Origin of the sequence: Rhodococcus sp. NPDC057014 (assembly GCF_042673295.1) — a bacterium.
GTDB lineage: Bacteria > Actinomycetota > Actinomycetes > Mycobacteriales > Mycobacteriaceae > Rhodococcus_F.
Genome location: NZ_JBHUSF010000026.1, coordinates 1 through 21,022, shown reverse-complemented (window position 1 = coordinate 21,022; position 21,022 = coordinate 1). Strand labels below are relative to the sequence as shown.

Genomic DNA, 21,022 nt, shown 5'->3' with positions numbered 1-21,022 from the left:
CGGCTGGGACGAGGCCGGGCGCGTCGGTAGGGTTTCGTGCGTGCTGGTGCTACTTCCTCCCTCCGAAACCAAGTCCGACGGCGGCGCCGACGCGCCCCTCGACCTGGCCGAGCTGTCCATGCCGCAGCTCACCGAAACCCGTGAAATGCTGGTCCAGTCGCTGGTCACACTGGCCGCGGACGGGGAGGCGTCGCAGCTCGCGCTCGGCCTGGGCCCCACGCAGGCCGACGAGATCGAGCGCAACGCCAAATTGTGGGTCTCCCCCACCCGGCCCGCACTCGAGCGCTACACGGGTGTGCTGTTCGACGCGCTCGACGCGAAGTCGTTCACCAGGGCGCAGAAATCCAAGGCGCTGTCCCGGCTCGCGATGGGGTCCGCACTGTTCGGTGCGGTGCGCGCCGGCGACCTGATCCCCGCCTACCGGCTGTCGGGCGGATCGAAGCTTCCCGGGCTGAGCACCCTCCGGGCGCTGTGGAAACCGGAACTGTCCCGGGCCATCACCGCCGAGGCGGACGGTCTCGTCGTCGACCTGCGGTCGGGGACGTACCAGCAGCTCGGACCGATCCCCGAGGCCGTGATCGCCACCGTCCTCACGGAGAAACCGGACGGCACCCGCACCGTCGTCAGCCATTTCAACAAGCACCACAAGGGTCTGCTCGCCCGGGCGCTCACCGTGTCCCGCGCCGAACCCCAGGACGTTCGCGGGGTAGCGCGGGTGGCGGCGAAGGCCGGACTGCGCGTCGAGGTGGCGTCGGACCGCGAGCTGATCATCCTCACCGACTGACCGCCACCCGTGAGTACTTCTCAACCGCGGGCGGTTAAGAAGTACTCACGGGTGCGTCAGCGCTCGTCGGGCTTGACGGCGAGGACCGGTTTGCGGCAGGACAGCAGCAGCCGCTGGGCGGTGCTTCCCATCAGCAGCTTCCCGACGGGCGTGCGGTCGCGGATGCCGATCACGAGCAGTTCCGCGTTCGGCGCCGTCATCGCCTCGAGGATCACGTCGACGGTGTCGTCCCCGACAATCTGCCGGACCTCGTGGTCGATCCCGCTCGCCGCCAGCTTGCCTTCGAGTTCCTGCAGGTGCGCGTTGTCGGCGAACGACTGATCGGCGAGGGAGTCACCCTTCGACGAGTTGATCACGAGCAGCGACGTTCCGCGCAGCTGCGCCTCGGCGACGCCGTGTTCGAGGGCCGCCCCTCCGAACTGGTCGGGGGTGTATCCGACGACGATCATGCGTGTGCCTTCTCTCTGGTGTCGGTGGCGTCGCCGCCGGCCGGTCCGTCGGGGAAATCGGGTGCCGCGACGGGGTAGTGCGCGCGGACGACCTTGGCGACGAGCGGTGCGATGAGGAGCACGGCGATCACGATGTAGACGATGATCGCGACGGGCTCGGTGAACAGGCTGCCCCAGTCTCCGCCGCCGAGTTGCAGGCTCTGCCGCAGTTGCCGTTCGATGCGCGGCCCGAGGATGACGCCGATGATCAACGGCAGCACCGGCAGCCCGAACCTTCGCATCATCAGACCCAGCAACCCGAACGTCAGCAGCAGCGCCAGGTCGAGCCATTGCAGGTTGACGGCGAACGCGCCCAGGGCGGCGAAGAACAAAATGCCCGCGTACAGGTAGGGGCGCGGGGTGCGAAGCAGCTTCGCCCACAGCGGCGCGAGCGGAAGGTTGAGCACCAGCAGCAGGAAGTTACCGATGAACAGGCTGGCGATCAGCGTCCAGATCAGCAGCGGTTCCTTCTCGAACAGGGTCGGTCCGGGCTGGATGCCGTACGACACGAAGGCCGTCAGCATGACCGCGGCCGTGGCGTTGGTCGGCAGACCCAGCGACAGCATCGGCACGAGCGTGCCCGCCGCCGACGCGTTGTTGGCGGCCTCCGGGCCTGCGACACCTTCGATGGCGCCCTTGCCGAATTCGTCCTTGTGCTTCGACAGCTTCTTCTCGGTGATGTAGGAGAGGAATGTGGGGAGTTCCGCGCCGCCCGCGGGCAGCGCACCGAACGGGAACCCGTACGCGGTGCCCCGCAGCCACGGCTTCCAGGAACGCTTCCAGTCGCTCTTGCCCATCCAGGGCCTGCCGACGGGGATGACCTCGGCGGGTGTGCGGCGGAGGTGCGCGGCGACCCAGAGTGCCTCCCCCAGCGCGAACACGGCGACCGCGACGACGACGATGTCGATCCCGTCCGACAGCTGCGGGATGCCGAACGTGGCACGCGGCTGGCCGGTGAGGAAGTCGATGCCGACCAGCCCGATCGCGAGGCCGAGTAGCAGGGAGATGCACCCACGGAGTTTGGAAGTTCCGAGGACCGCCGTGACGGCGACGAGGGCGAGCAGCATGATCGCGAGGTACGACGGCGCACCGAGGGTGACCGCGAAACTCGAGACGGCAGGCGCGAAGAGCACCAGGAGCATCGTGCCGATGGACCCGGCGACGAAGGAACCGATCGCGGCGGTCGCCAGGGCCTGCGCGGCCCTGCCCGCTCTCGCCATCTTGTTGCCTTCGATCGCGGTGATCACCGAGGACGACTCACCCGGCGTGTTCAGCAGGATCGACGTCGTCGACCCGCCGTACATGCCGCCGTAGTAGATGCCGGCGAACATGATGAACGCGGCGCTCGGGCTGACGTTGTAGGTGACGGGCAGCAGCAGGGCGACGGTCATGGCCGGTCCGATGCCCGGGAGCACACCGACGGCCGTGCCGAGCAGGACGCCGATGCAGGCGTAGAGCAGGTTCATGGGGGTGGCTGCCTGCTCGAACCCCTGCAGCAGCCAGTTCAGATTGTCCATGTCAGAGAATTCCGTCCAGAATGCCTGCGGGCAGCGGTATTCCGAGCCCGACGTAAAACGCGTAGAAGCTTCCGAATCCGAGCACGGCCCCGATCGCGATGTTGCGCACCCAGTGCCTGCTGCCCAGAATGGTTGCGGCCCCGGCGAACAGGACGGTGCCGATGATCGCCCATCCCAGGAAGTCGACGAGCGCGATGGTCAGCACGAACAATCCGACGAGCAGACCGACCGTCTTCCAGTCGCCCGGAGAATTCGGGTCGACGTCCTCGCCGCTGTCGGCGTCCCCGGTGGAGCCGCGCAGGATCGCGACGGCGAACACCACGGACAGCACCAGCAGTCCCCCGCCGATGACGAGGGGGAACAGTCGCGGGCCCACCGGGTCCACCTTCGCGAAGCCCTCGCTGAGCGACAGCGCGTCGACGACGAGGAACACCCCGATCACGGCCATCACCGCGCACACGACGAACTGCGCGTAGTCCCTCCGCTTCGGCTTCGGCGTCGTGTCCGCGGAGACGGCCGCGGGATCTGCGGGCGCGGTCATGTCAGCCCCAATTCGGCCAGCGTGGACGAGACCCGCTCGTCCTGGTCCCGGAGGAACTGCTCGAACTCCGGTCCAATCATGAAGGCGTCACTCCAACCGTTCTTCACCAGGGCCTCCTTCCATTCCGGTGTGTCGTGCAACTTCTGAAGCGCCTCGACCATGTCGGCCTTGGCACCCTCGGACAGCCCGGGAGGCGCCAGGACGCCCCGCCAGTTGGTGAAGGTCAGATCCACTCCGGCTTCGGTGAGCGTCGGCGCGTCGACACCGTCGACCCGCTCGTTTCCCGACACCGCGAGGACCCTCACCTGGCCGGCCTCGATCTGGTCGACGTACTCGCCGAGCCCCGACGTGCCCGCGGTGATCTTCTTGCCGAGCAGGGCCGTCAGCAGGTCGCCGCCGCCGTCGTAGGACACGTAGTTCACCGCGTTGGGGTCCACGCCCACCGCGCGTGCCGTCTCCATCGGGAACAGGTGGTCGGGGCCGCCGGGCGAGGATCCGCCGCCGATGGTGATCGACGCCGGGTCGGCGCGCCACGCGGCCACGAAATCGTCGATGTTCTGAAACGGCGAATCCGCGGGCACGAGAATGCCCTCCTGCTCCTCGACCACCTTGGCCAGCGCGGTGGCATCGGAGACCCGTGCGGTGGATCCGTTGGTGTAGCCGGCGCCGACGACGCCGAGGCCCATCATCATCATGAGGTCGTCGTTGCCGGCCTCGTTCATCAGCCGGGCCATCGCCACCGTTCCACCTGCGCCGATCACGTTGAAGACCTCGACGCGGCCGGTGATGTCCTCGTCTTCCATGATCTTCACCGCGGTCCGCGCCGTGAGGTCGTAGCCGCCGCCCGGACTGTTCGGAACCATCATCCGCACCCTGTGCAGGCCCTCGTCCTCGCCGCGGGTGACCCCGCAGCCGGCCACGAGGAGGCCCACGAGCGCGAGCAGGAGCAGCGCGCGTACCCTGCTCCCGCTACCTGTTCTCGACATCGTTCCCCATTTCGCCATGAATGTGATCTTCCGCAATACTGAACCTCGGGCGTGATGCACGTCACCTATGCGAACGAAACGGAACTTAAGTTCATTGTGGTCACCACTTCATCCCCGCGTTCGTAGCCTCGCGGGCCAGGTCCTGCTTCTCCAGCTCGTCGTCGTCGCCGTCGTGCTGCTCGCGGTGGCCGCGGTGTCGGTCCACCAGTCGACCGTGGAGTTCCGCGACCTCCAGGGACAGCGCATGATCGCGGTGGCCGAGAACGTGGCGTCGACGCCGGTGGTGCGCGACCAACTGTCGGACCGCTCGGTCGAGCGGGTGCTGGCACCGGAGGTCGATCGCGCCGTCAACCTGTCGGGCGCCACGCTCGCCGAGATCGTCGCGCCGAATGGGGCGGTCACCGTGTCGTCGGATCCGACCCGGCTCGGGGTCCCCGCGGAACTCGGGGCCAGCGACGTGATGACCGGACGCGCCTGGTCGGGCGACGTGGACGTCGACGGGCGCCGCGCCATCGTCGGGCACGTCCCGATCCTGTCCGCCACCGGGGACGTCCTCGCGGTCGTCTCCGTCAGCGACGACTACCCGTCCATCTGGGACCTGCTCAGCAGCGCGGGGGCGCGCCTGCTCCTGTACCTCGGGATCGGTGCCGGTCTGGGGCTTCTCGGCTCGTGGCTGCTGTCCCGCCGGATCAAGACCCACACCCGCGGACTCGAAATCGCCGAGATCGCAAGCCTTGCCGACCATCGCGAGGCCCTGCTGCACAGCATCCGCGAGGGGGTGGTCGCGGTGAACCCCGACGGCGTGATCACCGTGCTCAACGACAGCGCCCAGGAACTGCTCGACCTCACCGGCGACTCCGTCGGCAGGCACGTCGACGACGTCACGCTCGACCCCGCCGTCCGGCAGTACCTCCTCACCGGGGAGGACGGCCGCGACGTGGTGCTGTCGACGTCGTCGCGAATGCTCGCGCTGAGCCGTCGCGCCGCCACCAGCCAGGGCCACAAGATCGGCACCGTCACCACGATGCGCGACAGCACCGAACTGGCGTCGATGCAGAGCCAGCTGTCTTCGCACAAGAGTGTCACCGACACCCTGCGGGCGCAGACGCACGAGTTCGCCAACCAGCTGCACACGATCTCGGGGCTGACGCAGCTCGGCGACTACGACGCGGTCACCGAGTTCGTCGGCACCCTCACCCGCCGCCGGGCGGAGATCAGTGACGCTGTCACGCAACGTATCTCGGATCCTGCCGTGGCCGCGCTGCTGATCGCGAAGACGTCGCTCGCCGCCGAGACCGGGGTGTCGCTGACGCTGGAACCGGACTCACACCTGCACGCCCTCGGCCCCGAACTCGCCACCGACGTGATCACCGTGCTCGGCAACCTCATCGACAACGCCGTCGACGTGTCCGAGGGCGGCCGGGACGCGCGGATCTCGATCAGGATCACCGACGACGACGGCATTCTCATCGAGGTCGCCGATTCCGGTCCCGGAGTTCCCGAGACGATGCGGGAGGAGATCTTCTCCCGCGGGGTCACCTCGAAACCCGGCACGCCCGGTGGCCGCGGAATCGGGCTCGCCCTGGTCCGTCTCGTCAGCTCCCAGCACGGCGGGACCGCGGCCGTCTCGGACGCACCCGGCACCGGTGGTGCCTTGTTCACCGTCCACGTGCCGCGTAGCTAGACTCTCCGATCATGACAGGACGGCGTGGCGATGTATGAGGTCCTGGTCGTCGACGACGACTTCATGGTCGCGGAGATCCACCGCCGATTCGTCGACAAGACACCGGGGTTCACCACCGTCGGGGTGGCGCGGACCGCCGCGGAGGCCCTCGAATCGGTGCGCACCGGCAACCCCGACCTCGTGCTCCTGGACGTGTACCTGCCGGACATGTCCGGCCTCGACGTCCTGCAGCGACTGCGCGCCGAGGGCAACGCCGTCGGCGTCATCATGATCACCGCCGCCCGGGAGATCGACACCGTCAGCCGCGCCCTGCACGGCGGCGCCTCCGACTATCTGGTCAAGCCGTTCGACTACACGCAACTGCAGGAGAAGCTCGAGAACTTCCGGCGCCGCGCCCGCGCCCTCGAATCACAATCCGGCGCAGACCAATCCCTGATCGACTCCCTGTTCGGGGGCAAGGGCAAGAATCCGGAACCGAGCCGGCTCCCGAAGGGACTCAGCGCCGAAACCGGCCGCCTCGTGCTCGACATCCTGCGGTCGAAGGGCGAACTGTCGTCGACCGAATGCGCCGAACTCGCCGGACTCTCCCGGGTCAGTGTGCGCCGCTACCTCGAGCACTACCTGTCCGAGGGGCTGCTGGAGGTCCGGCTGGAGTACGGGGGTGCGGGCAGGCCCGTGCGCCGGTACCGGCCGGCACCCCGCTGATCCGCGTCAGGATCGGGTGCAGATGCCGGGCAGCGCGAACGGTGTCGAGTCCCCGGCGCCGCGGCTCTCCGCGCGCTGCAGAAGGTTGAAGGTGGCGGCGCCGAAGGCCGGTGAGTAGGACACCGAGTCGGTGCACCCGCCGTGGTCGAGGCCCCCGACGAGGGCGACGACCCGCGGACCCGCCACCCACGGGCCACCACTCGTTCCGTCGCTGAGACCGTCGCAGACCACCGTCGGATAGCTGTCCGTCGACGTGGTCGCGGCCGTGTACGACACCGGACTGTCACCCAGCGCCGGGTAGCCGGTGACCGCCACGGTGGTCTCGGCTGCCGGGGCGGGCGCCAGTTCGAAGCCGCCACCGACCACCGATTCGACGGGGGCGGGCACGGTGGTTCCACTCGGCGCCACCCGGAGGACGGCGTAGTCGTGCTGGGGGTCCTGCGACTCCCGCCAGCGGTGGCCGGAACCCCGGCCATCCAGGCAGCCAGCAGCAGGCCTGCTGCGACTGCCCCCATGCCGGACGTGCGGGTGGGTGTGAGCACAGGACCATCATGCTCCGCCCGGCCTGCGCGGGCGGGCCGATTTCTGCGACCCGCCGTGCCGGTCAGCCGCGTTGCGGAAGCTGCTGCAGCGCCCACTGGTTGCCGTCGGGATCGGCGAAGTACACGAAACGCCCCCATGCCAGATCCTGCACCTCGCTGACGGGCACACCGCGGGAGGACAGTTCCGCGTGGGCGGCATCGGCGTCGTCGATGACGATCTGCAACCCGTGCACCGAGCCGGGCGGGGTGTCGACCAGGCCCTCGCCGACGGCGATCGAGCAGGCCGATCCGGGCGGGGTGAGCTGGACGAACCGCACATTCTCGTCCACGCGGTGATCGTGGTCGACGACGAAGCCGACCTGGTCGGCGTAGAACGCCTTGGCCCGGTCCACGTCGGACACCGGCAGAATGATCAGCTCGATTTTGTAGTCCATGACCGGATGCTAGCGACGGTCTCCGGTCACCGGGCCGAAACGCTCACGCCTGCTGCGCGGCCTTCTCGGCGGCCTGCGCCTGCGCGACCTGTTGCGGGGTGAAGCGGATGAACAGCGCGGCGAATCCGGCGATGAGGGCGCAGCCGGCGCTGCCGACGAGGGCGAAGGTGTAGCCGTTGCCGAGTGCCTCGAGTTGCGCCGGATTCATGTCCGCGACCTTGCCGGAGATGCCGCCGAGCGACAGGGTGCGCGAGGTGGCCATCGCCCCGATGACGGCGAGGGCGAGGGGGCCGCCGAGGGTCTGCGCCACCTGCGCGATCGCGGCGAGCGGACCGATCTCGGTTTCCGACACCCCGGCGATGGCGCACAGCGGGAGCGGGACCACGGCGAGTCCGACGCCGAACCCGATGCCGACGACCGGTACGAACAGGTTGGCCAGATAGGTGGCGGAACTGTCGAGGGTCGACCCGTAGAGCAGCCCGACCACCATGATCGTGGCGCCGGCGACCACCAGCCACCGCGGCTGGATCCGCACGGCGAGCTTGGACGCCACCGCGGCCGCGCTGCCGAGGCCGAACGCGAACGGAATGAACGCGAGGCCCGCCTCGAGGGGGCTGTAGCCGAGGATGTCCTGGACGAACAACGCCACGAACGCGGCGACCGTGAACATGACGGCACCGGCGAAGAAGATCGCGACGAGCGTCGCCACCCGGTTCTTGTCGTGGAACAGCGAGAACGGCAGCAGCGGGTTGTCGGCGGTCCGTTCGACGTACAGGAACGCGCCGAACAGCAGCAGCCCGGCGATGAGCGCGCCGATCACGTACGGACTCCCCCAGCCGAGTTCCGGGCCCTCGGTGAGCGCGAACACCACACCAGTCGCCGCGACCGTCGCGAGGACCGCGCCGGGAACGTCGAGGGCCAGGCGCTCGCCCGCGGTCTCCTTCAACGCCACGAACGCGCACCCCACGATGACGACCCCGATGGGCACGTTGATGAGGAAGATCAGGCGCCACGACACCTCGGTGAGCGCGCCGCCGATGATCAGGCCTGCGATGGACCCGATGCCCGTCATGGCCGCGAAGATCGCGATGGCCTGGTTGCGTGCGGGTCCGGCCGCGAATGTGGTCGCGACCAGGGCCAGTGCCGTCGGCGAGGCCACCGCGGCGCCGACGCCCTGCAGGAACCGGGCCGCGATCAGCATGAACTCGCCCACCGCGAGACCGCACAGCAGCGAGGCGACGGTGAACAGGGCGACACCGCCGACGAACATCTTCTTCCGGCCGAACGCGTCACCGAGCCGTCCGCCCAGCAGCATGAGGCCACCGAATGCGAGCGCGTACGACGTCAGCACCCAGTTGCGTCCGCTGTCGCTCAGACCCAGGTCGGCCTGCAGCGGCGCGAGGGCCAGGTTCGCGACGGTGCCGTCGAGGACCACCATCATCTGCAGCCCGCTCAGCACGACGATCGCCAGCCCCATCACGCGGGTGGCGGCGGGCGGATTCACCGTGGTTCTCGCCGCAGACTGGTTCGACGCCGGCGCGCCTTCGGGTACTCGGGATTCAGACACGGGGGTTCACGTTACCCAGCGTCCACAGAAAACCCGGCCACGGGCCCGATGACCACGATGGCGGGGGGACGGATCTGCTCTTCCTTGACCCGCGCGGCGACGGTCTGGAGATCGGCCCGCACGGTGCGCTGCGTCCGCAGCGTGCCCTCCTGGATCACCGTGACCGGGGTGTCCACGGGACGCCCGCCGTCCATCAGGACGGTCGCGAACGCCTCGATGCGTTCGACGGCCATCAGCAACACGATCGTGCCCTTCAACCGGGCCAGCGCCGACCAGTCGACGAGGGAATCCGGGTGGTCGGGGGCGACGTGACCGCTGACGACGACGAACTCGTGGGTGACGCCCCGGTGGGTGACCGGGATGCCGGCGGCCGACGGCACCGAGATGGCGCTGGTGATGCCGGGGACGACCGTGACGGGCACACCTGCCGCGGCGCACGCCTCCAGTTCCTCGTAGCCGCGCCCGAACACGTACGGGTCGCCGCCCTTGAGCCGCACCACGAACTTGCCGGCCTTCGCGCCGTCGATGAGGGCGGCGTTGATCGCCTCCTGCGCCATCGCGCGGCCGTACGGAATCTTCGCGGCGTCGATGACCTCGACGTCCGAGCCCAGTTCGGCGAGCAGTTCCGGCGGGGCGAGGCGATCGGCGACCACCACGTCGGCGCGGGCGAGCAGTCGACGGCCGCGCACGGTGATGAGGTCGGGGTCGCCGGGACCTCCGCCGACCAGTGCGACGCCGGCCGCAGGCGACTCGGCGGTATCGGCGACCGCACCGGATTGCAGGCCCTCGACGAGGGCCGTGCGCACGGCCGCGGACCGGCGGTGGTCGCCGCCCGCCAGCACGCCGATGCTCATTCCGTCGTAGCTCGCGCTGGCCGGGGTGACGGCGGTGCCGTAGCGGGCGTTGTCGGCGCGGACGCAGAAGACACGGTTCCGTTCGGCCTCGGCGACGATCGCCGCGTTGGTGTCCGGCTCGTCCGTGCACGCGATGGCGTACCAGGCGTCGGCGAGGTCGCCGTCCCGGTACTCGCGAAGTTCCACTGTGATCTGTCCCGCAGTGGCCATTCCCTCGACCGCCGGCGTGACCGCGCGGCTGATCAGGTGAACCCGTGCACCCGATGCGATCAGGAGCCCGAGCCTGCGCTGTGCGACTGTTCCGCCACCGACCACGACCACACGACGATCGGCCAAATTGAGTCCGACCAGGTAGTTGGTCTCGTCTCCGGTGGCAGCAGTCACGCGCTCTCCCCGTTTCTCCTGAAAATCCTGCACGGCTCGTCTCGAACCTACGAAACTTTACGGGCTGCCGCGACGACGACGCCATTCGCGGACCACTTGGTCACCATCAACGGCCCGCCGCCCGCGCCGAGCACGGCCGCCGCTTCCGCGACGCTCGGCGATCCCGTCGCCGACTGCACCCGGTCCGACGGGTTGGCGACCTCGACGGCGGAGAGGTCGGCCGCGGCGAATCCGCGGACGGGGACGCCCAACTCCGACGCGGCGTCCAGCAGGGCCGGTTCCGCAGCCTTGCGGTCGAGGGTGCACAGGCAGTCCAGAGCCCCGTCCGACACGTGGTTCGCGGCGGCCAGCACGTGCCGGACGGCGGCGACGATGTCGGCGCCGCCCGCCGCCGCGCGGAACCCGACGCCGACGCAGACGTCAGCCATGCGCGGCGAAGGTGCGGGCCGCGGCCACGAAACGGGCGATCGCCGCCGGGTGACCCGCAGGGTGGGTGTGCAGGTACGAGGCGTGCACGCCGCCGCGCACGAATCCCTCGCGCGCAGGGTCACCGTCCCAGGGCCGCCAGCCCCAGGCCGGCGCGAAGCCGTCCGCCTCCGCCGCGGTGAGCGACGTGCGATGGAACTCGTGGCCGACCACCCGCTCACCCGCCGCGAACAGGGTGGAGTCCGTCACCGCCACCGCCTCGCGGTACCCGAGCGTGAGACGAGACCCGAACGAGGCGTCGACCCCGACCACGGAGGCCATCGCGTGCCCGTCGAGGCTGCGGGCGAGGTAGAGCAGACCGGCGCACTCGGCATGGATCGGCGCCCCCGCTGTGGCGAGTGCGCGGATCTGCGACAGGAGCGCAGAGTTTTCCGCGAGCACGACGGCGTGCTCCTCGGGGAAACCACCGGGCAGCACCACGCCGCTCGTGCCGGGTGGCAACGCGTCGTGCAGGGGGTCGAACGTGATCACGTCCGCACCGGCGGCGTCCAGGAGTTCGCGGTGCTCGGCGTACCCGAACGTGAACGCCCGGCCCCCGGCGATCGCCACGGTCGGGCGCGGGCCGGGCGGAAGTGCTCCGACCTCCGCAGCGGGGTCCCACACCGGCCCGTCGACCGCCGAGGACGCGAGTGCGCGGATGGCGGGGAGGTCGAGGTGGCGGGCGGCCAATCGGGTCATGGCGTCCACGGCGTTCACGGCGTCGGCGCCGTGCTCCGCGGCCGGGATCAGCCCGAGATGGCGGGACGGGACCTCCAATTCGGCCATTCGCGGCACGGCGCCGAGCACGGGGAGCCCGACGCGCTCGCACGCCTGCCGCAGCACCTGTTCGTGCCGTGGGCTGCCCACCCGGTTGAGGATCACCCCGCCGATGCGAACCCCGGAGTCGTACGTGGAGAAGCCGTGCAGGACGGCGGCCAGGCTCTGACTGTGGCCGCGAGCGTCCACCACCAGCACCACGGGGGCACCGAGCAGCGCGGCCACCTGGGCCGTCGACCCCTCGGCCGACGGCTCGTGGGACGCGGCGTCAATCTTGCCGTCGAACAGCCCCATGACGCCCTCGACGACCGCGACGTCGCACCCCGAACTCCCGTGCCGGTACAGCGGCGCGATCCTCTCCGCGCCGACCATCACCGGGTCGAGGTTGCGTCCCGGGCGTCCTGCCGCGAGCCCGTGGTACCCGGGATCGATGTAGTCAGGGCCGACCTTGAACGGGGCCACCGCGCAGCCGGACTCGCGCAGGGCCCCGACCAGACCGGTTGCGACGGTGGTCTTTCCGCTGCCCGACGCGGGTGCGGCGATGACCACCGCGGGCACCGAGGGGAGGGCGGTCACCACTCGATGCCTCGCTGGCCCTTTCGGCCGGCGTCCATCGGATGCTTGATCTTGGTCATCTCCGTCACCAGGTCCGCCGCGTCGATCAGCGCCTGCGGGGCGTCGCGGCCCGTGATCACCACGTGCTGGTTGCCCGGCCGGTTCCGCAGGACCTCGACCACCTCGCCGACGTCGACCCACCCCCACTTCAGGGGATACGTGAATTCGTCGAGCACGTAGAAGCGATGTTCCTCGGCACCCAGTCGGCGCGCGATCTCGGTCCACCCCTCGGCGGCCGCGGCGGCGTGGTCTTCCTCGGTGCCGTGCTTCCGCGTCCAGGACCAGCCCTCGCCCATCTTGTGCCATTGCACCGCCCCGCCGACACCGGTGTCGTCGTGCAGTTGGCCGAGGGCGCGGAACGCTGCTTCCTCCCCCACCTTCCACTTGGCGCTCTTGACGAACTGGAACACTCCGACGTCGAATCCCTGATTCCAGGCACGTAGTGCCATGCCGAACGCGGCCGTCGACTTCCCCTTGCCCGGTCCGGTGTGGACCGCGAGCACGGGAGCGTTGCGCCGTTGACGCGTGGTGAGGCCGTCGTTCGGAACGTTCTCGGGAACACCCTTGGGCATGTGACTTCTCTCTCCCTACCGAATTCCGCGTCCGGGTCAGGCCGCGGCGCGGACGACGCCCGCGACCTGCTGCGCGGACAATTCGCCGAGGCGGACGTAACCACCCCGCAACCGGCGGGACAGTTCCGCGGCCAGCCCGAGCCGGACCATCCCGCTCTCGCAGTCGACGACCACCGACGCGACCGCGCTGTCGGCGAGCAGCCCGGCCGCCACCTTCGCCCGGTGCAGTGCGTCCTTGCCGCCGGTCGCGCGTCCGTCGGTCAGCGCGACGACGAGCGCGCGGCGCTGCGGGTCGCGGAGCCGCTCCCGCAGCACGACCTCGCGCGCGCGCAGAAAGCCTTCTGCCAGTGGGGATTTGCCACCCGTCTTCATTCCCTGCAGGCGGCGGACGGCGATGTCGACCGACGAGGTGGGCGGCAGGACGAGTTCCGCGGCCCGTCCCCGGACCGTGATCACCGCCACCTTGTCGCGGCGCTGATAGGCGTCGCGGAGCAGTGAGACGACCGCGCCGGTCACGGCCGACAACCGGTCGCGGGCCGCCATCGACCCGGATGCGTCCACGACGAACACCACGAGGTTGCCCTCGCGCCCCTCGCGGATCGCTCCGCGCAGATCCGCGGAATCGAGGATCATCCGCCCGGCGGTCCGGCCGCGGGCCACCTGCTGCCCGGCGGCGGCGAAGAGCGTGCCCACCAGGTGGAGTCCGTGCCCCGACTCGGCGGTGGAGCGCACCGCGCGACCGCGCGACGAGCGGGAACGCGAGCGCCGGCCGGGCGCGCCCTCGCCGACTCCGGGCACCTCGAGAAGCTTGGTGGTGAACTGGGGGGCGGTCGGCCCTGCCGGGCGTTCCGGGGGTGCCGGTGCGCCGCCTCCGGGCCCGTCGGGATCGTCGGGTCCCTCCGGGTCGGTGTCCGTGCCGTCCGCCGCGGGCGGTGCGCCGGGCGGGGATCCGGGTTCGGGCTCCGGCGGTTCCCCGGCACCGGACCGCGCGTCCTCGTCGGCCTGCCGGAGCGCGTCGTCGAGTTGCTGTTCGTCGAGACCGGGTTCGTCGAACGGATCCCGGCGGCGACGGTGCGGCAGAGTCAGTTCGGCGGCCACCCGCACGTCCTCCGCCTCGACGGCGCCGACGCCCCGCCACGCGGCGTGCGCGGTCGCGGTGCGGGCGAGAACGAGATCGGCGCGCATGCCGTCCACGTCGAACGACGCACAGAGAGAAGCGATTCGGCGCAACTCGACGTCGTCGAGCACGACGGAGTCGAGCCGGTCGCGGGCCTCGAGGATGGCGGCGGCGAGGGCGGCGTCCTGCTCGGCGTAGCGCTGGACGAACTGTGCGGGATCGCGTTCGAAGTCCAGCCGACGCCGGACCACCTCCATCCGCACGTCCACCTCCCGGGACGCGGCGACGTCGACGGCCAGCCCGAACCGGTCGAGGAGCTGCGGCCGGAGTTCGCCCTCCTCCGGATTCATCGTGCCGACCATGACGAACCGGGCGGCGTGCGAATGCGAGATGCCGTCCCGTTCGACGTGGACGCGGCCCATCGCCGCGGCGTCGAGCAGCACATCCACCAAGTGGTCGTGCAGAAGATTGACCTCGTCGACGTAGAGCACACCCTGATGGGCAGCCGACAACAGTCCCGGTTGAAACGCGCGCTCACCGTCGCGCAGCACCTTCTCGAGATCGAGGGAACCGACGACGCGGTCTTCCGTGGCCCCGACCGGCAATTCGATCAGCCTCGCCGGGCGGGTGCCGTTCTCGTCCTGCACCGCCGGGAGCAGGGCGGTCAGAGCGCGAACAACCGTCGACTTGGCCGTCCCCTTCTCGCCGCGGACGAGCACTCCGCCGATACCGGGATGGACCGCGCAGAGGACGAGGGCCAGCCGCAACCGGTCCTGGCCGACCACCGCACTGAACGGAAAACCCCACGAAAAGTCGGGTCGAACCTGGTCCACTTCACGATCCGCACGCACGCTGCATCCCTTCACGTCCCGGTTTCCTCGCCGAGAGCTTTGGCCGGTACGAACGCCGCGGCAATCTGGCTGGGAGACCGATCGGCAACCAGGGTGGTGGCAGCCGGTCAGAGATCCGTCACAGTGGCGGGACCGCGCCTGATTCGAACAGGACTTCCCCGCGGACATTCACCTGACGACCCTAGTCGGCGCTCACTTCCCAGCGCTCGACGGGGCCGCCTGCGCCCCGTCGAACACCGCACCACCGCCGGCACCGCCGCCGGCATCATGGGCGGCACCGCCGCCGCGACGCATGGGGACGTGCGGAATGCCGTCCTCGACGAACTCTTCGCCGTCCGGCCGGAAACCGTGCTTGGCGTACATGTCCACCAGGTACGTCTGCGCGTTGATCCGGCACGGCGCGTCACCCACCTCGGCGAGTGCGGCGCGCAGCAGACGCGTGGTGTGCCCCTGACCGCGCGCAGGCCGCGCCGTGCACAGCCTGCCGATGCGGAACGACTTGGCGCCGTCGGCGTGCTCCTCGAGGAGGCGGAGCGTGCAGACCACCTGACCGTCCTGCTCCAGCCAGAAGTGACGCGTCTCGGCCAGCAGGTCCCGGCCGTCGAGTTCCGGGTACGGGCACGCCTGCTCGACGACGAAGACCTCTACGCGGAGCCTGAGCAACTCGTAGAGCGTCTTGTTGTCGAGATCGAGTGCCCACGAACGCTTGAGTGCTGCGGTTGCCGTCATGACAGGCAACTATCGCACAGCTCCCGGGAGTGCGCGCGTCCGTGGACCCGGGCCGAGCGGTCGGTCAGACCGCGACCGACGCGTCCTCCACCTTGCTGGTGTCGAGCTGGAGCACCTTCGATGTCCAGTCCCACACCTGCGAGAACAGGCCGGTGTCGTCGGAGAGCTTGACTCCGAGCGAGGGCACCATTTCCTGGAGCTTCGGCTTCCACGACTCGTACTGCGTCGGGAAGCAGCGCTGCAGCACGTCGAGCATGGCGGGCACCGCGGTGGACGCGCCCGGCGACGCGCCGAGCAGGCCTGCGATGCTGCCGTCGCCGGCGTTGACGACGGCGGTGCCGAATTCGAGGACGCCGCCCTTGCCCTTGGCCCGGCGGATGACCTGGACGCGCTGGCCCGCGGTGATCAGCTCCCAGTCCTTGCCGAGCGCCTTCGGGACGAACTCCCGCAGGGTGTCGATGCGACCGGCCTCGGACATCGCGAGTTCACTGATCAGGTACTTGACGAGACCGAGTTCGCTGACGCCGACCCCGAGCATCGACAGCAGGTTGTTCGGCTTGACCGAGCTGGGCAGGTCGGTGACCCGGCCCTGCTTGAGGAACTTGGGCGACCAGCCGGCGTACGGTCCGAACAGCAGTCCGGGCTTGCTGCCGATCACGCGGGTGTCGAGGTGCGGAACCGACATGGGCGGCGCGCCGACGGCCGCCTTGCCGTAGACCTTCGCCCGGTGCTGGTCGATGAGCTCCGGGTTGGTGCAGCGCAGGAACGCGCCGCTGACGGGGAACCCACCGAAGCCCTTGGCCTCCTCGATGCCGGACTTCTGCAGCAGGTGCAGCGCACCGCCGCCGGCGCCGACGAACACGAACTTGGCGCGCACGACCTTCTTGGCACCGTTGCGGCGGTTGGTGACCTTGACCACCCAGCTGCCGTCGGACTGCTTGGTGAGGTCGGTGACCTCGTGCCCGAAGTGGACGACGCCGCCGGACGCGCCGACGTAGCCGAGGAGCTGCTTCGTGAGGGCGCCGAAGTCGACGTCGGTGCCGTCCTGGGTCCAGTTGAGGGCGATCGGATCGCTGAAGTCGCGGCCCTTCGCCATCAGCGGCAGCCGCCGGGTGAACTCGTCGGGGGCGTCGATGTACTCCATGCCCGCGAACAGGGGGTGGCCGGCGAGGGCGTCGTAGCGGGCCCGCAGGTACTTCGCGTTGGCCTCGCCGTGCACGAAGCTCACGTGCGGGATGGGGTTGATGAACTCCTTGGGCTGCGTCAGCACACCGCTCTCGACGCCGTGCGCCCAGAACTGCCGCGACACCTGGAACTGCTCGTTCACGTTGACGGCCTTCGTGATGTCCACGGTGCCGTCGGCGTTCTGCGGGGTGTAATTGAGCTCACACAGTGCGGAGTGGCCGGTGCCCGCGTTGTTCCACGGGTCACTGCTCTCGGCGGCTACTGCGTCGAGCCGCTCGAATGCGGTGATCGACCAATCGGGCTGCACCTGACGCAGGATCGCTCCCAGCGTCGCGCTCATGATGCCCGCGCCAACCAGCACTACATCCGTTTTCGTCTCTACCGCATTCTGATCTGACACTGGAGTATCGACTTCCTTGTCCATAGCCGTACGCGCATACGCCTGCCGTGTTCGCCGGATAGGTTACCCGCGCGTATGAGCGAAAATCACCTGCCCCAATTGTGCGCCTCCCCGCACCCCCGGAACGCACATTAGATTGTGATCTGTGACTACTTGGGCTCCCGACGTTCTCGGCGACGGTTATCAACAGCTGACCATCCCTCTCGGCACCGACCCCGACGGCGAGGGCGAGGTGAAGGCGACGCTGATCCGCTACCAGCCCCCGCAGGAGACGAAGAAGACCGGCCGCGCCGTGCTCTACGTCCACGGATTCACCGACTACTTCTTCCAGAAGCACCTGGCCGAGCACTTCGCCGCACAGGGTTACGCGTTCTTCGCCCTCGATCTGCGCAAGTGCGGGCGCTCGCTCGAACCGGGGCAGACGCCGCACTTCGTCTCCGATCTGAGCCTGTACGACACCGAACTGGACGAGGCGTTGCGCCAGGTCCGGGAACAGACCGGCGACGGAGAGGTCCTGCTGGTCGCGCATTCGACGGGCGGCCTGGTGCTGCCGCTGTGGCTGCACCGCCGGCAGCGCACGGCGGGCGGCACCGCGGCCCTCGGCATCAGCGGGGTCATCCTCAACAGCCCGTGGTTCGATCTGCAGGGTCCGTCGTACCTGCGGAACGTCGGGACGGTGGCCGTCGACGCGGTCGGGCGGGTCAAGCGCAAGTCGATCATCCCGAAGACCGGGCTCGACACGTACGGCGTGAGCCTGCACGTGGAGGGCAACGGCATCTGGAACTACAACCTCGACTGGAAGCCGTTGAGCGGTTTCCCCGTCACGTTCGGGTGGCTGCGCGCGGTGCGCCGCGGGCACGCGCAGTTGCACCGGGGACTCGACATCGGGGTTCCCGCCCTGATCCTGCGTTCCAAGGCCTCGTACTTCGCGCCGCGGTACGACCCCCGGGTCGACACCGCCGACGCCGTGCTCGACGTCCGGCAGATCGCGCGCTGGGCGGGGTGCCTCGGCGACCGCACCACGATCGTGCCGATCGCGGGCGCCCGGCACGACGTGTTCCTGTCCGCCGACCAGCCCCGCGCCGAGGCGTTCGCCGAGGTGGACCTGTGGCTCGAGTGGCTGCACGGCCACAACGCTGCGGAGGCGAACCGGTGACACATTTCGATCTGGCGATCATCGGTTCCGGGTCCGGCAACTCGCTGCCCGACGAACGGTTCGCGGACAGGAAGATCGCGATCCTGGAGGAGGGCACGTACGGCGGGACGTGCCTGAACGTCGGCTGCATCCCGACGAAGATGTTCGTCTACGCCGCGGAGGTGGCCCGCACGGTCACCGGTTCCGCGAAGTACGGCGTCGACGCCCAACTCGAGGGTGTGCGCTGGCCCGACATCGTCAAACGGGTCTTCGGCCGCATCGACCCGATCTCGGCCGGCGGCGAGCGCTATCGCGCCGAGGACAGCCCGAACACGACGCTGTTCCGCGGGCATGCGACGTTCGTGGGTCCGCGGACCCTCGACACCGGGACCGGGGAGGTGATCACGGCCGATCAGGTGGTCGTCGCCGCGGGATCACGGCCGATCATTCCCGACGTCGTCCGCGAATCGGGTGTGCCGTACTACACGAACAACGACATCATGCGGCTACCGGAACTGCCCGAACGGATGGTGATCATCGGCGCGGGATTCATCGCCGCCGAGTTCGCGCACGTGTTCTCCGCGCTGGGCACCCGGGTGTCGCTGATCGCGCGCAGCTCACGCCTGCTGCGCCACCTCGACGAGGACGTCTCCCGCCGGTTCACGGATCTCGCCGAGCAGAAATGGGACGTGCACCGCGGGCACGCCGTGACGGCCGTGCGCCGGGACGGTGCCGGCGTCGCCGTCGAACTCGCGGACGGTACCGTCGTCTCGGGCGACGTTCTCCTGGTGGCGACCGGGCGGCAGTCGAACGGCGACGCCGTCGGGGCCGCCGCCGGCGGCATCGATCTCGACGACGAGGGACGCGTCGTGGTCGACGAATTCCAACGGACCAGTGCCGAAGGTGTTTTCGCGCTCGGCGACGTCTCCTCGCCGTACCAGCTCAAGCACGTCGCCAACCACGAGGCCCGGGTCGTTCAGCACAATCTGCTGCAGGACGCGTGGAAGGACACGTCGGGGCTGCGCGCCTCGGACCACCGGTTCGTTCCCGCCGCCGTGTTCACCGACCCGCAGATCGCGCACGTCGGGCTGACCGAGGCCGAGGCCCGGGAGGCCGGCTGGGACGTCACGGTGAAGGTGCAGGCGTACGGCGACGTCGCGTACGGGTGGGCGATGGAGGACGACGAGGGTCTCTGCAAGGTCGTCGCGGAACGGGGCACCGGGCGCCTGCTGGGGGCACACGTGATCGGCGCCCAGGCGCCGACCGTGATCCAACCGCTGATCCAGGCGATGAGCTTCGGGTTGACGGCGCAGCAGATGGCGCGGGGACAGTACTGGATCCACCCGGCGATGCCCGAGGTGGTCGAGAACGCTCTCCTCGGCCTCGACGTGCCGTTCGAGTGACGGTCGCCAAATCCGTCGCGCTGTTCGCCGTCGCGGCGCTGTTCGAGATCGGCGGCGCGTGGCTGGTGTGGCAGGGCGTCCGCGAACACCGGGGCTGGATCTGGATCGGCGCCGGTGTCGCGGCGCTGGGGGCGTACGGGTTCGTCGCGACGATGCAGCCGGACGCCAACTTCGGCCGCATCCTCGCCGCCTACGGCGGGGTGTTCGTCGCGGGCTCGCTGATCTGGGGCATGGTGGCCGACGGTTTCCGCCCGGACCGCTGGGACGTCTCGGGCGCCCTCATCTGCCTGCTGGGCATGGCCGTCATCATGTACGCCCCACGCTGAGCCCGGTCGGGCCCGGCGTGGGGCCGCACGTCTACCAGGGGCTGGTGCGGAGGACGATCTCGGTGGCCAGCTCCGCGGCCGCGGCCGCGGGGACGTTGCTGACGCCGTCGAGTTGGACGACGCGGAAGTCGGAGTAGACGAAGCGTCCGCTGGCGTCCGCCTCGGCGCGCCGGTCGGGGTCCGCGACCATCACGGTCGTGGGGAGTTCGACCGCCGGACAGTCGGATCCGCGCACCGCACCCGCGGCGTCGGGCGCCGCCGGATGCCCCCGGTCGGCGACGACGAGGCTCGCGAAGCGCCCGAACTGGCGCGCCGCCAGCGACCAGGCCAGTTCGGCCCCTTCCCGGCTGCCGACGAGGTTGACCCATCCGACCTTCAGCTCGTCGAGCAGGCCCATGACTGCCGCCTCGTCGAGACCGGTGATGTCCTCGGGCACGATCGTGCGCAGGTCGGAATTGTGCAGGCGCTCGCAGACGCCGTCGTAGACATCCGGCCCGTCGCCGGCCCCCGGTAGCAGCAGAACGGTGTGTTTGCTCTCCGGTCCGTCGATCCGGACCGTGCAATTTCCATTTCCCACCGCCACGTGCGTCAGTTCCATGGGCTAAAAACTACGCGATCGGGGACCTCTTGCGCTCGGACCGCCCCTAGTTCGAGGTTCGTTACGTGAGTCGTGATCCGATCGACCGACGAGGCGGGCCGTATCTCGGCGACGGCCTAGCGCAGCACGGTCGACGCGATGGCAGGCAACCCGGCCGGCGCGCCCGCGGCGACCAGCGCCTCGAGGGCGTGGAGATCGAGATTCTGCTCCACCAGGTCCGCGAGCAGATCGAGTTGAGCGGTCCGGATCGCGGCGACATCCGTGTCGGGTGCGGTGACGAAACCGGTTCTCCCCGCGTGCTCGGCCACGTCGTCCAGCAGAAGCCGGCGGAACCGGTCGGTCTCGAGCAGACCGTGCCAGTGC

Annotated in this window: 21 protein-coding genes and 1 pseudogene; 6 read left to right on the top strand and 16 right to left on the bottom strand. The window is 69.8% G+C overall.

From position 1 onward, the window contains the following. Nucleotides 1-40 precede the first annotated feature (40 nt). Entirely contained in the window at nucleotides 41-784 is a 744-nt protein-coding gene (gene yaaA / locus ACFTZB_RS08325) for a peroxide stress protein YaaA (protein ID WP_206005228.1), read from the top strand. A gap of 56 nt (nucleotides 785-840) precedes the next feature. Here yaaA and ACFTZB_RS08320 read toward each other — a convergent pair whose 3' ends face one another. From ACFTZB_RS08320 to ACFTZB_RS08305, 4 genes are read right to left on the bottom strand one after another with little or no spacing between them, the layout of a single operon-like run. Further along, on the bottom strand, nucleotides 841-1,233 hold the full coding sequence (locus tag ACFTZB_RS08320) for a universal stress protein (protein WP_378431019.1): 393 nt from the start codon (nucleotides 1,231-1,233) through the stop codon (nucleotides 841-843). After that, the gene (locus ACFTZB_RS08315) at nucleotides 1,230-2,789 is read right to left on the bottom strand and encodes a tripartite tricarboxylate transporter permease (RefSeq protein ID WP_378431018.1); all 1,560 of its coding nucleotides are present in this window, start codon (nucleotides 2,787-2,789) and stop codon (nucleotides 1,230-1,232) included. Before ACFTZB_RS08315 ends, ACFTZB_RS08320 begins: the two co-directional genes overlap by 4 nt. Nucleotide 2,790: 1 nt before the next feature. Next, nucleotides 2,791-3,330 (bottom strand): tripartite tricarboxylate transporter TctB family protein, encoded by a 540-nt coding sequence (locus ACFTZB_RS08310; protein ID WP_378431017.1) that lies wholly within the window; start codon nucleotides 3,328-3,330, stop codon nucleotides 2,791-2,793. Next, entirely contained in the window at nucleotides 3,327-4,316 is a 990-nt protein-coding gene (locus ACFTZB_RS08305) for a Bug family tripartite tricarboxylate transporter substrate binding protein (protein ID WP_378431047.1), read from the bottom strand. Before ACFTZB_RS08305 ends, ACFTZB_RS08310 begins: the two co-directional genes overlap by 4 nt. A gap of 67 nt (nucleotides 4,317-4,383) precedes the next feature. Between ACFTZB_RS08305 and ACFTZB_RS08300 the strand changes: the two genes are divergently transcribed. Next, nucleotides 4,384-6,000, top strand: a complete 1,617-nt coding sequence (locus tag ACFTZB_RS08300) for an ATP-binding protein (protein WP_378431016.1) — start codon at nucleotides 4,384-4,386, stop codon at nucleotides 5,998-6,000. 30 nt (nucleotides 6,001-6,030) lie between these two features. Continuing rightward, nucleotides 6,031-6,705, top strand: a complete 675-nt coding sequence (locus tag ACFTZB_RS08295; RefSeq protein ID WP_087555714.1) for a response regulator — start codon at nucleotides 6,031-6,033, stop codon at nucleotides 6,703-6,705. 6 nt (nucleotides 6,706-6,711) lie between these two features. Here ACFTZB_RS08295 and ACFTZB_RS08290 read toward each other — a convergent pair whose 3' ends face one another. The 10 genes from ACFTZB_RS08290 to mqo all read right to left on the bottom strand — a co-directional run bounded on the left by ACFTZB_RS08290 (nucleotide 6,712) and on the right by mqo (nucleotide 17,221). Beyond that, nucleotides 6,712-7,092 (bottom strand): hypothetical protein, encoded by a 381-nt coding sequence (locus ACFTZB_RS08290; protein ID WP_378431015.1) that lies wholly within the window; start codon nucleotides 7,090-7,092, stop codon nucleotides 6,712-6,714. A gap of 217 nt (nucleotides 7,093-7,309) precedes the next feature. Further along, nucleotides 7,310-7,681, bottom strand: a complete 372-nt coding sequence (locus ACFTZB_RS08285; protein WP_206005232.1) for a glyoxalase superfamily protein — start codon at nucleotides 7,679-7,681, stop codon at nucleotides 7,310-7,312. A 43-nt stretch (nucleotides 7,682-7,724) separates the two neighbouring features. Then, entirely contained in the window at nucleotides 7,725-9,158 is a 1,434-nt protein-coding gene (locus ACFTZB_RS08280; protein ID WP_378431046.1) for an MFS transporter, read from the bottom strand. 101 nt (nucleotides 9,159-9,259) lie between these two features. Then, the gene (gene cobA, locus ACFTZB_RS08275) at nucleotides 9,260-10,486 is read right to left on the bottom strand and encodes a uroporphyrinogen-III C-methyltransferase (RefSeq protein ID WP_378431014.1); all 1,227 of its coding nucleotides are present in this window, start codon (nucleotides 10,484-10,486) and stop codon (nucleotides 9,260-9,262) included. 47 nt (nucleotides 10,487-10,533) lie between these two features. Beyond that, nucleotides 10,534-10,914, bottom strand: coding sequence for a cobalamin biosynthesis protein (locus ACFTZB_RS08270; protein ID WP_378431013.1), 381 nt, complete (start codon nucleotides 10,912-10,914; stop codon nucleotides 10,534-10,536). Next, a complete protein-coding gene (locus ACFTZB_RS08265; protein WP_378431012.1) occupies nucleotides 10,907-12,307 on the bottom strand; it encodes a cobyrinate a,c-diamide synthase in 1,401 nt (466 codons plus the stop codon). Before ACFTZB_RS08265 ends, ACFTZB_RS08270 begins: the two co-directional genes overlap by 8 nt. After that, the gene (cobO, locus tag ACFTZB_RS08260) at nucleotides 12,301-12,915 is read right to left on the bottom strand and encodes a cob(I)yrinic acid a,c-diamide adenosyltransferase (RefSeq protein ID WP_378431011.1); all 615 of its coding nucleotides are present in this window, start codon (nucleotides 12,913-12,915) and stop codon (nucleotides 12,301-12,303) included. Before cobO ends, ACFTZB_RS08265 begins: the two co-directional genes overlap by 7 nt. Before the next feature lie 36 nt (nucleotides 12,916-12,951). After that, nucleotides 12,952-14,865 (bottom strand): VWA domain-containing protein, encoded by a 1,914-nt coding sequence (locus tag ACFTZB_RS08255; RefSeq protein WP_378431010.1) that lies wholly within the window; start codon nucleotides 14,863-14,865, stop codon nucleotides 12,952-12,954. Nucleotides 14,866-15,075: 210 nt separating this feature from the next. Continuing rightward, entirely contained in the window at nucleotides 15,076-15,612 is a 537-nt protein-coding gene (locus tag ACFTZB_RS08250; RefSeq protein ID WP_378431008.1) for a GNAT family N-acetyltransferase, read from the bottom strand. 64 nt (nucleotides 15,613-15,676) lie between these two features. Further along, nucleotides 15,677-17,221, bottom strand: coding sequence for a malate dehydrogenase (quinone) (gene mqo, locus ACFTZB_RS08245; protein ID WP_378431007.1), 1,545 nt, complete (start codon nucleotides 17,219-17,221; stop codon nucleotides 15,677-15,679). A 121-nt stretch (nucleotides 17,222-17,342) separates the two neighbouring features. Between mqo and ACFTZB_RS08240 the strand changes: the two genes are divergently transcribed. The 3 genes from ACFTZB_RS08240 to ACFTZB_RS08230 are packed head-to-tail and all read left to right on the top strand — an operon-like array spanning nucleotide 17,343 to nucleotide 20,061. Continuing rightward, nucleotides 17,343-18,353 (top strand): alpha/beta hydrolase, encoded by a 1,011-nt coding sequence (locus ACFTZB_RS08240; RefSeq protein WP_378431006.1) that lies wholly within the window; start codon nucleotides 17,343-17,345, stop codon nucleotides 18,351-18,353. After that, complete coding sequence (gene mtr, locus ACFTZB_RS08235; RefSeq protein ID WP_378431005.1) at nucleotides 18,350-19,735, top strand: mycothione reductase; 1,386 nt, start codon at nucleotides 18,350-18,352, stop codon at nucleotides 19,733-19,735. The genes ACFTZB_RS08240 and mtr overlap by 4 nt, the downstream gene beginning before the upstream one ends. After that, the gene (locus ACFTZB_RS08230; RefSeq protein ID WP_015890329.1) at nucleotides 19,732-20,061 is read left to right on the top strand and encodes a YnfA family protein; all 330 of its coding nucleotides are present in this window, start codon (nucleotides 19,732-19,734) and stop codon (nucleotides 20,059-20,061) included. Before mtr ends, ACFTZB_RS08230 begins: the two co-directional genes overlap by 4 nt. A 31-nt stretch (nucleotides 20,062-20,092) precedes the next feature. Here ACFTZB_RS08230 and ACFTZB_RS08225 read toward each other — a convergent pair whose 3' ends face one another. Together ACFTZB_RS08225 and ACFTZB_RS08220 are read right to left on the bottom strand one after the other, a co-directional pair. Then, on the bottom strand, nucleotides 20,093-20,659 hold the full coding sequence (locus tag ACFTZB_RS08225) for an alpha/beta fold hydrolase (protein ID WP_378431004.1): 567 nt from the start codon (nucleotides 20,657-20,659) through the stop codon (nucleotides 20,093-20,095). Nucleotides 20,660-20,775: 116 nt separating this feature from the next. Further along, nucleotides 20,776-21,022: pseudogene (locus ACFTZB_RS08220) on the bottom strand (cobyric acid synthase CobQ); the annotation flags it as partial.

Coding starts and splice junctions, on each gene's coding strand:
- ACFTZB_RS08280 (WP_378431046.1), bottom strand. CDS start 9,158: ATGGGGCTGGCGATCGTCGTGCTGAGCGGGCTGCAGATGATGGTGGTC.
- ACFTZB_RS08310 (WP_378431017.1), bottom strand. CDS start 3,330: ATGACCGCGCCCGCAGATCCCGCGGCCGTCTCCGCGGACACGACGCCG.
- ACFTZB_RS08320 (WP_378431019.1), bottom strand. CDS start 1,233: ATGATCGTCGTCGGATACACCCCCGACCAGTTCGGAGGGGCGGCCCTC.
- ACFTZB_RS08250 (WP_378431008.1), bottom strand. CDS start 15,612: ATGACGGCAACCGCAGCACTCAAGCGTTCGTGGGCACTCGATCTCGAC.
- ACFTZB_RS08285 (WP_206005232.1), bottom strand. CDS start 7,681: ATGGACTACAAAATCGAGCTGATCATTCTGCCGGTGTCCGACGTGGAC.
- ACFTZB_RS08315 (WP_378431018.1), bottom strand. CDS start 2,789: ATGGACAATCTGAACTGGCTGCTGCAGGGGTTCGAGCAGGCAGCCACC.
- ACFTZB_RS08305 (WP_378431047.1), bottom strand. CDS start 4,316: ATGTCGAGAACAGGTAGCGGGAGCAGGGTACGCGCGCTGCTCCTGCTC.
- mqo (WP_378431007.1), bottom strand. CDS start 17,221: ATGGACAAGGAAGTCGATACTCCAGTGTCAGATCAGAATGCGGTAGAG.
- ACFTZB_RS08225 (WP_378431004.1), bottom strand. CDS start 20,659: ATGGAACTGACGCACGTGGCGGTGGGAAATGGAAATTGCACGGTCCGG.
- ACFTZB_RS08300 (WP_378431016.1), top strand. CDS start 4,384: ATGCGAACGAAACGGAACTTAAGTTCATTGTGGTCACCACTTCATCCC.
- ACFTZB_RS08270 (WP_378431013.1), bottom strand. CDS start 10,914: ATGGCTGACGTCTGCGTCGGCGTCGGGTTCCGCGCGGCGGCGGGCGGC.
- cobO (WP_378431011.1), bottom strand. CDS start 12,915: ATGCCCAAGGGTGTTCCCGAGAACGTTCCGAACGACGGCCTCACCACG.
- ACFTZB_RS08295 (WP_087555714.1), top strand. CDS start 6,031: ATGTATGAGGTCCTGGTCGTCGACGACGACTTCATGGTCGCGGAGATC.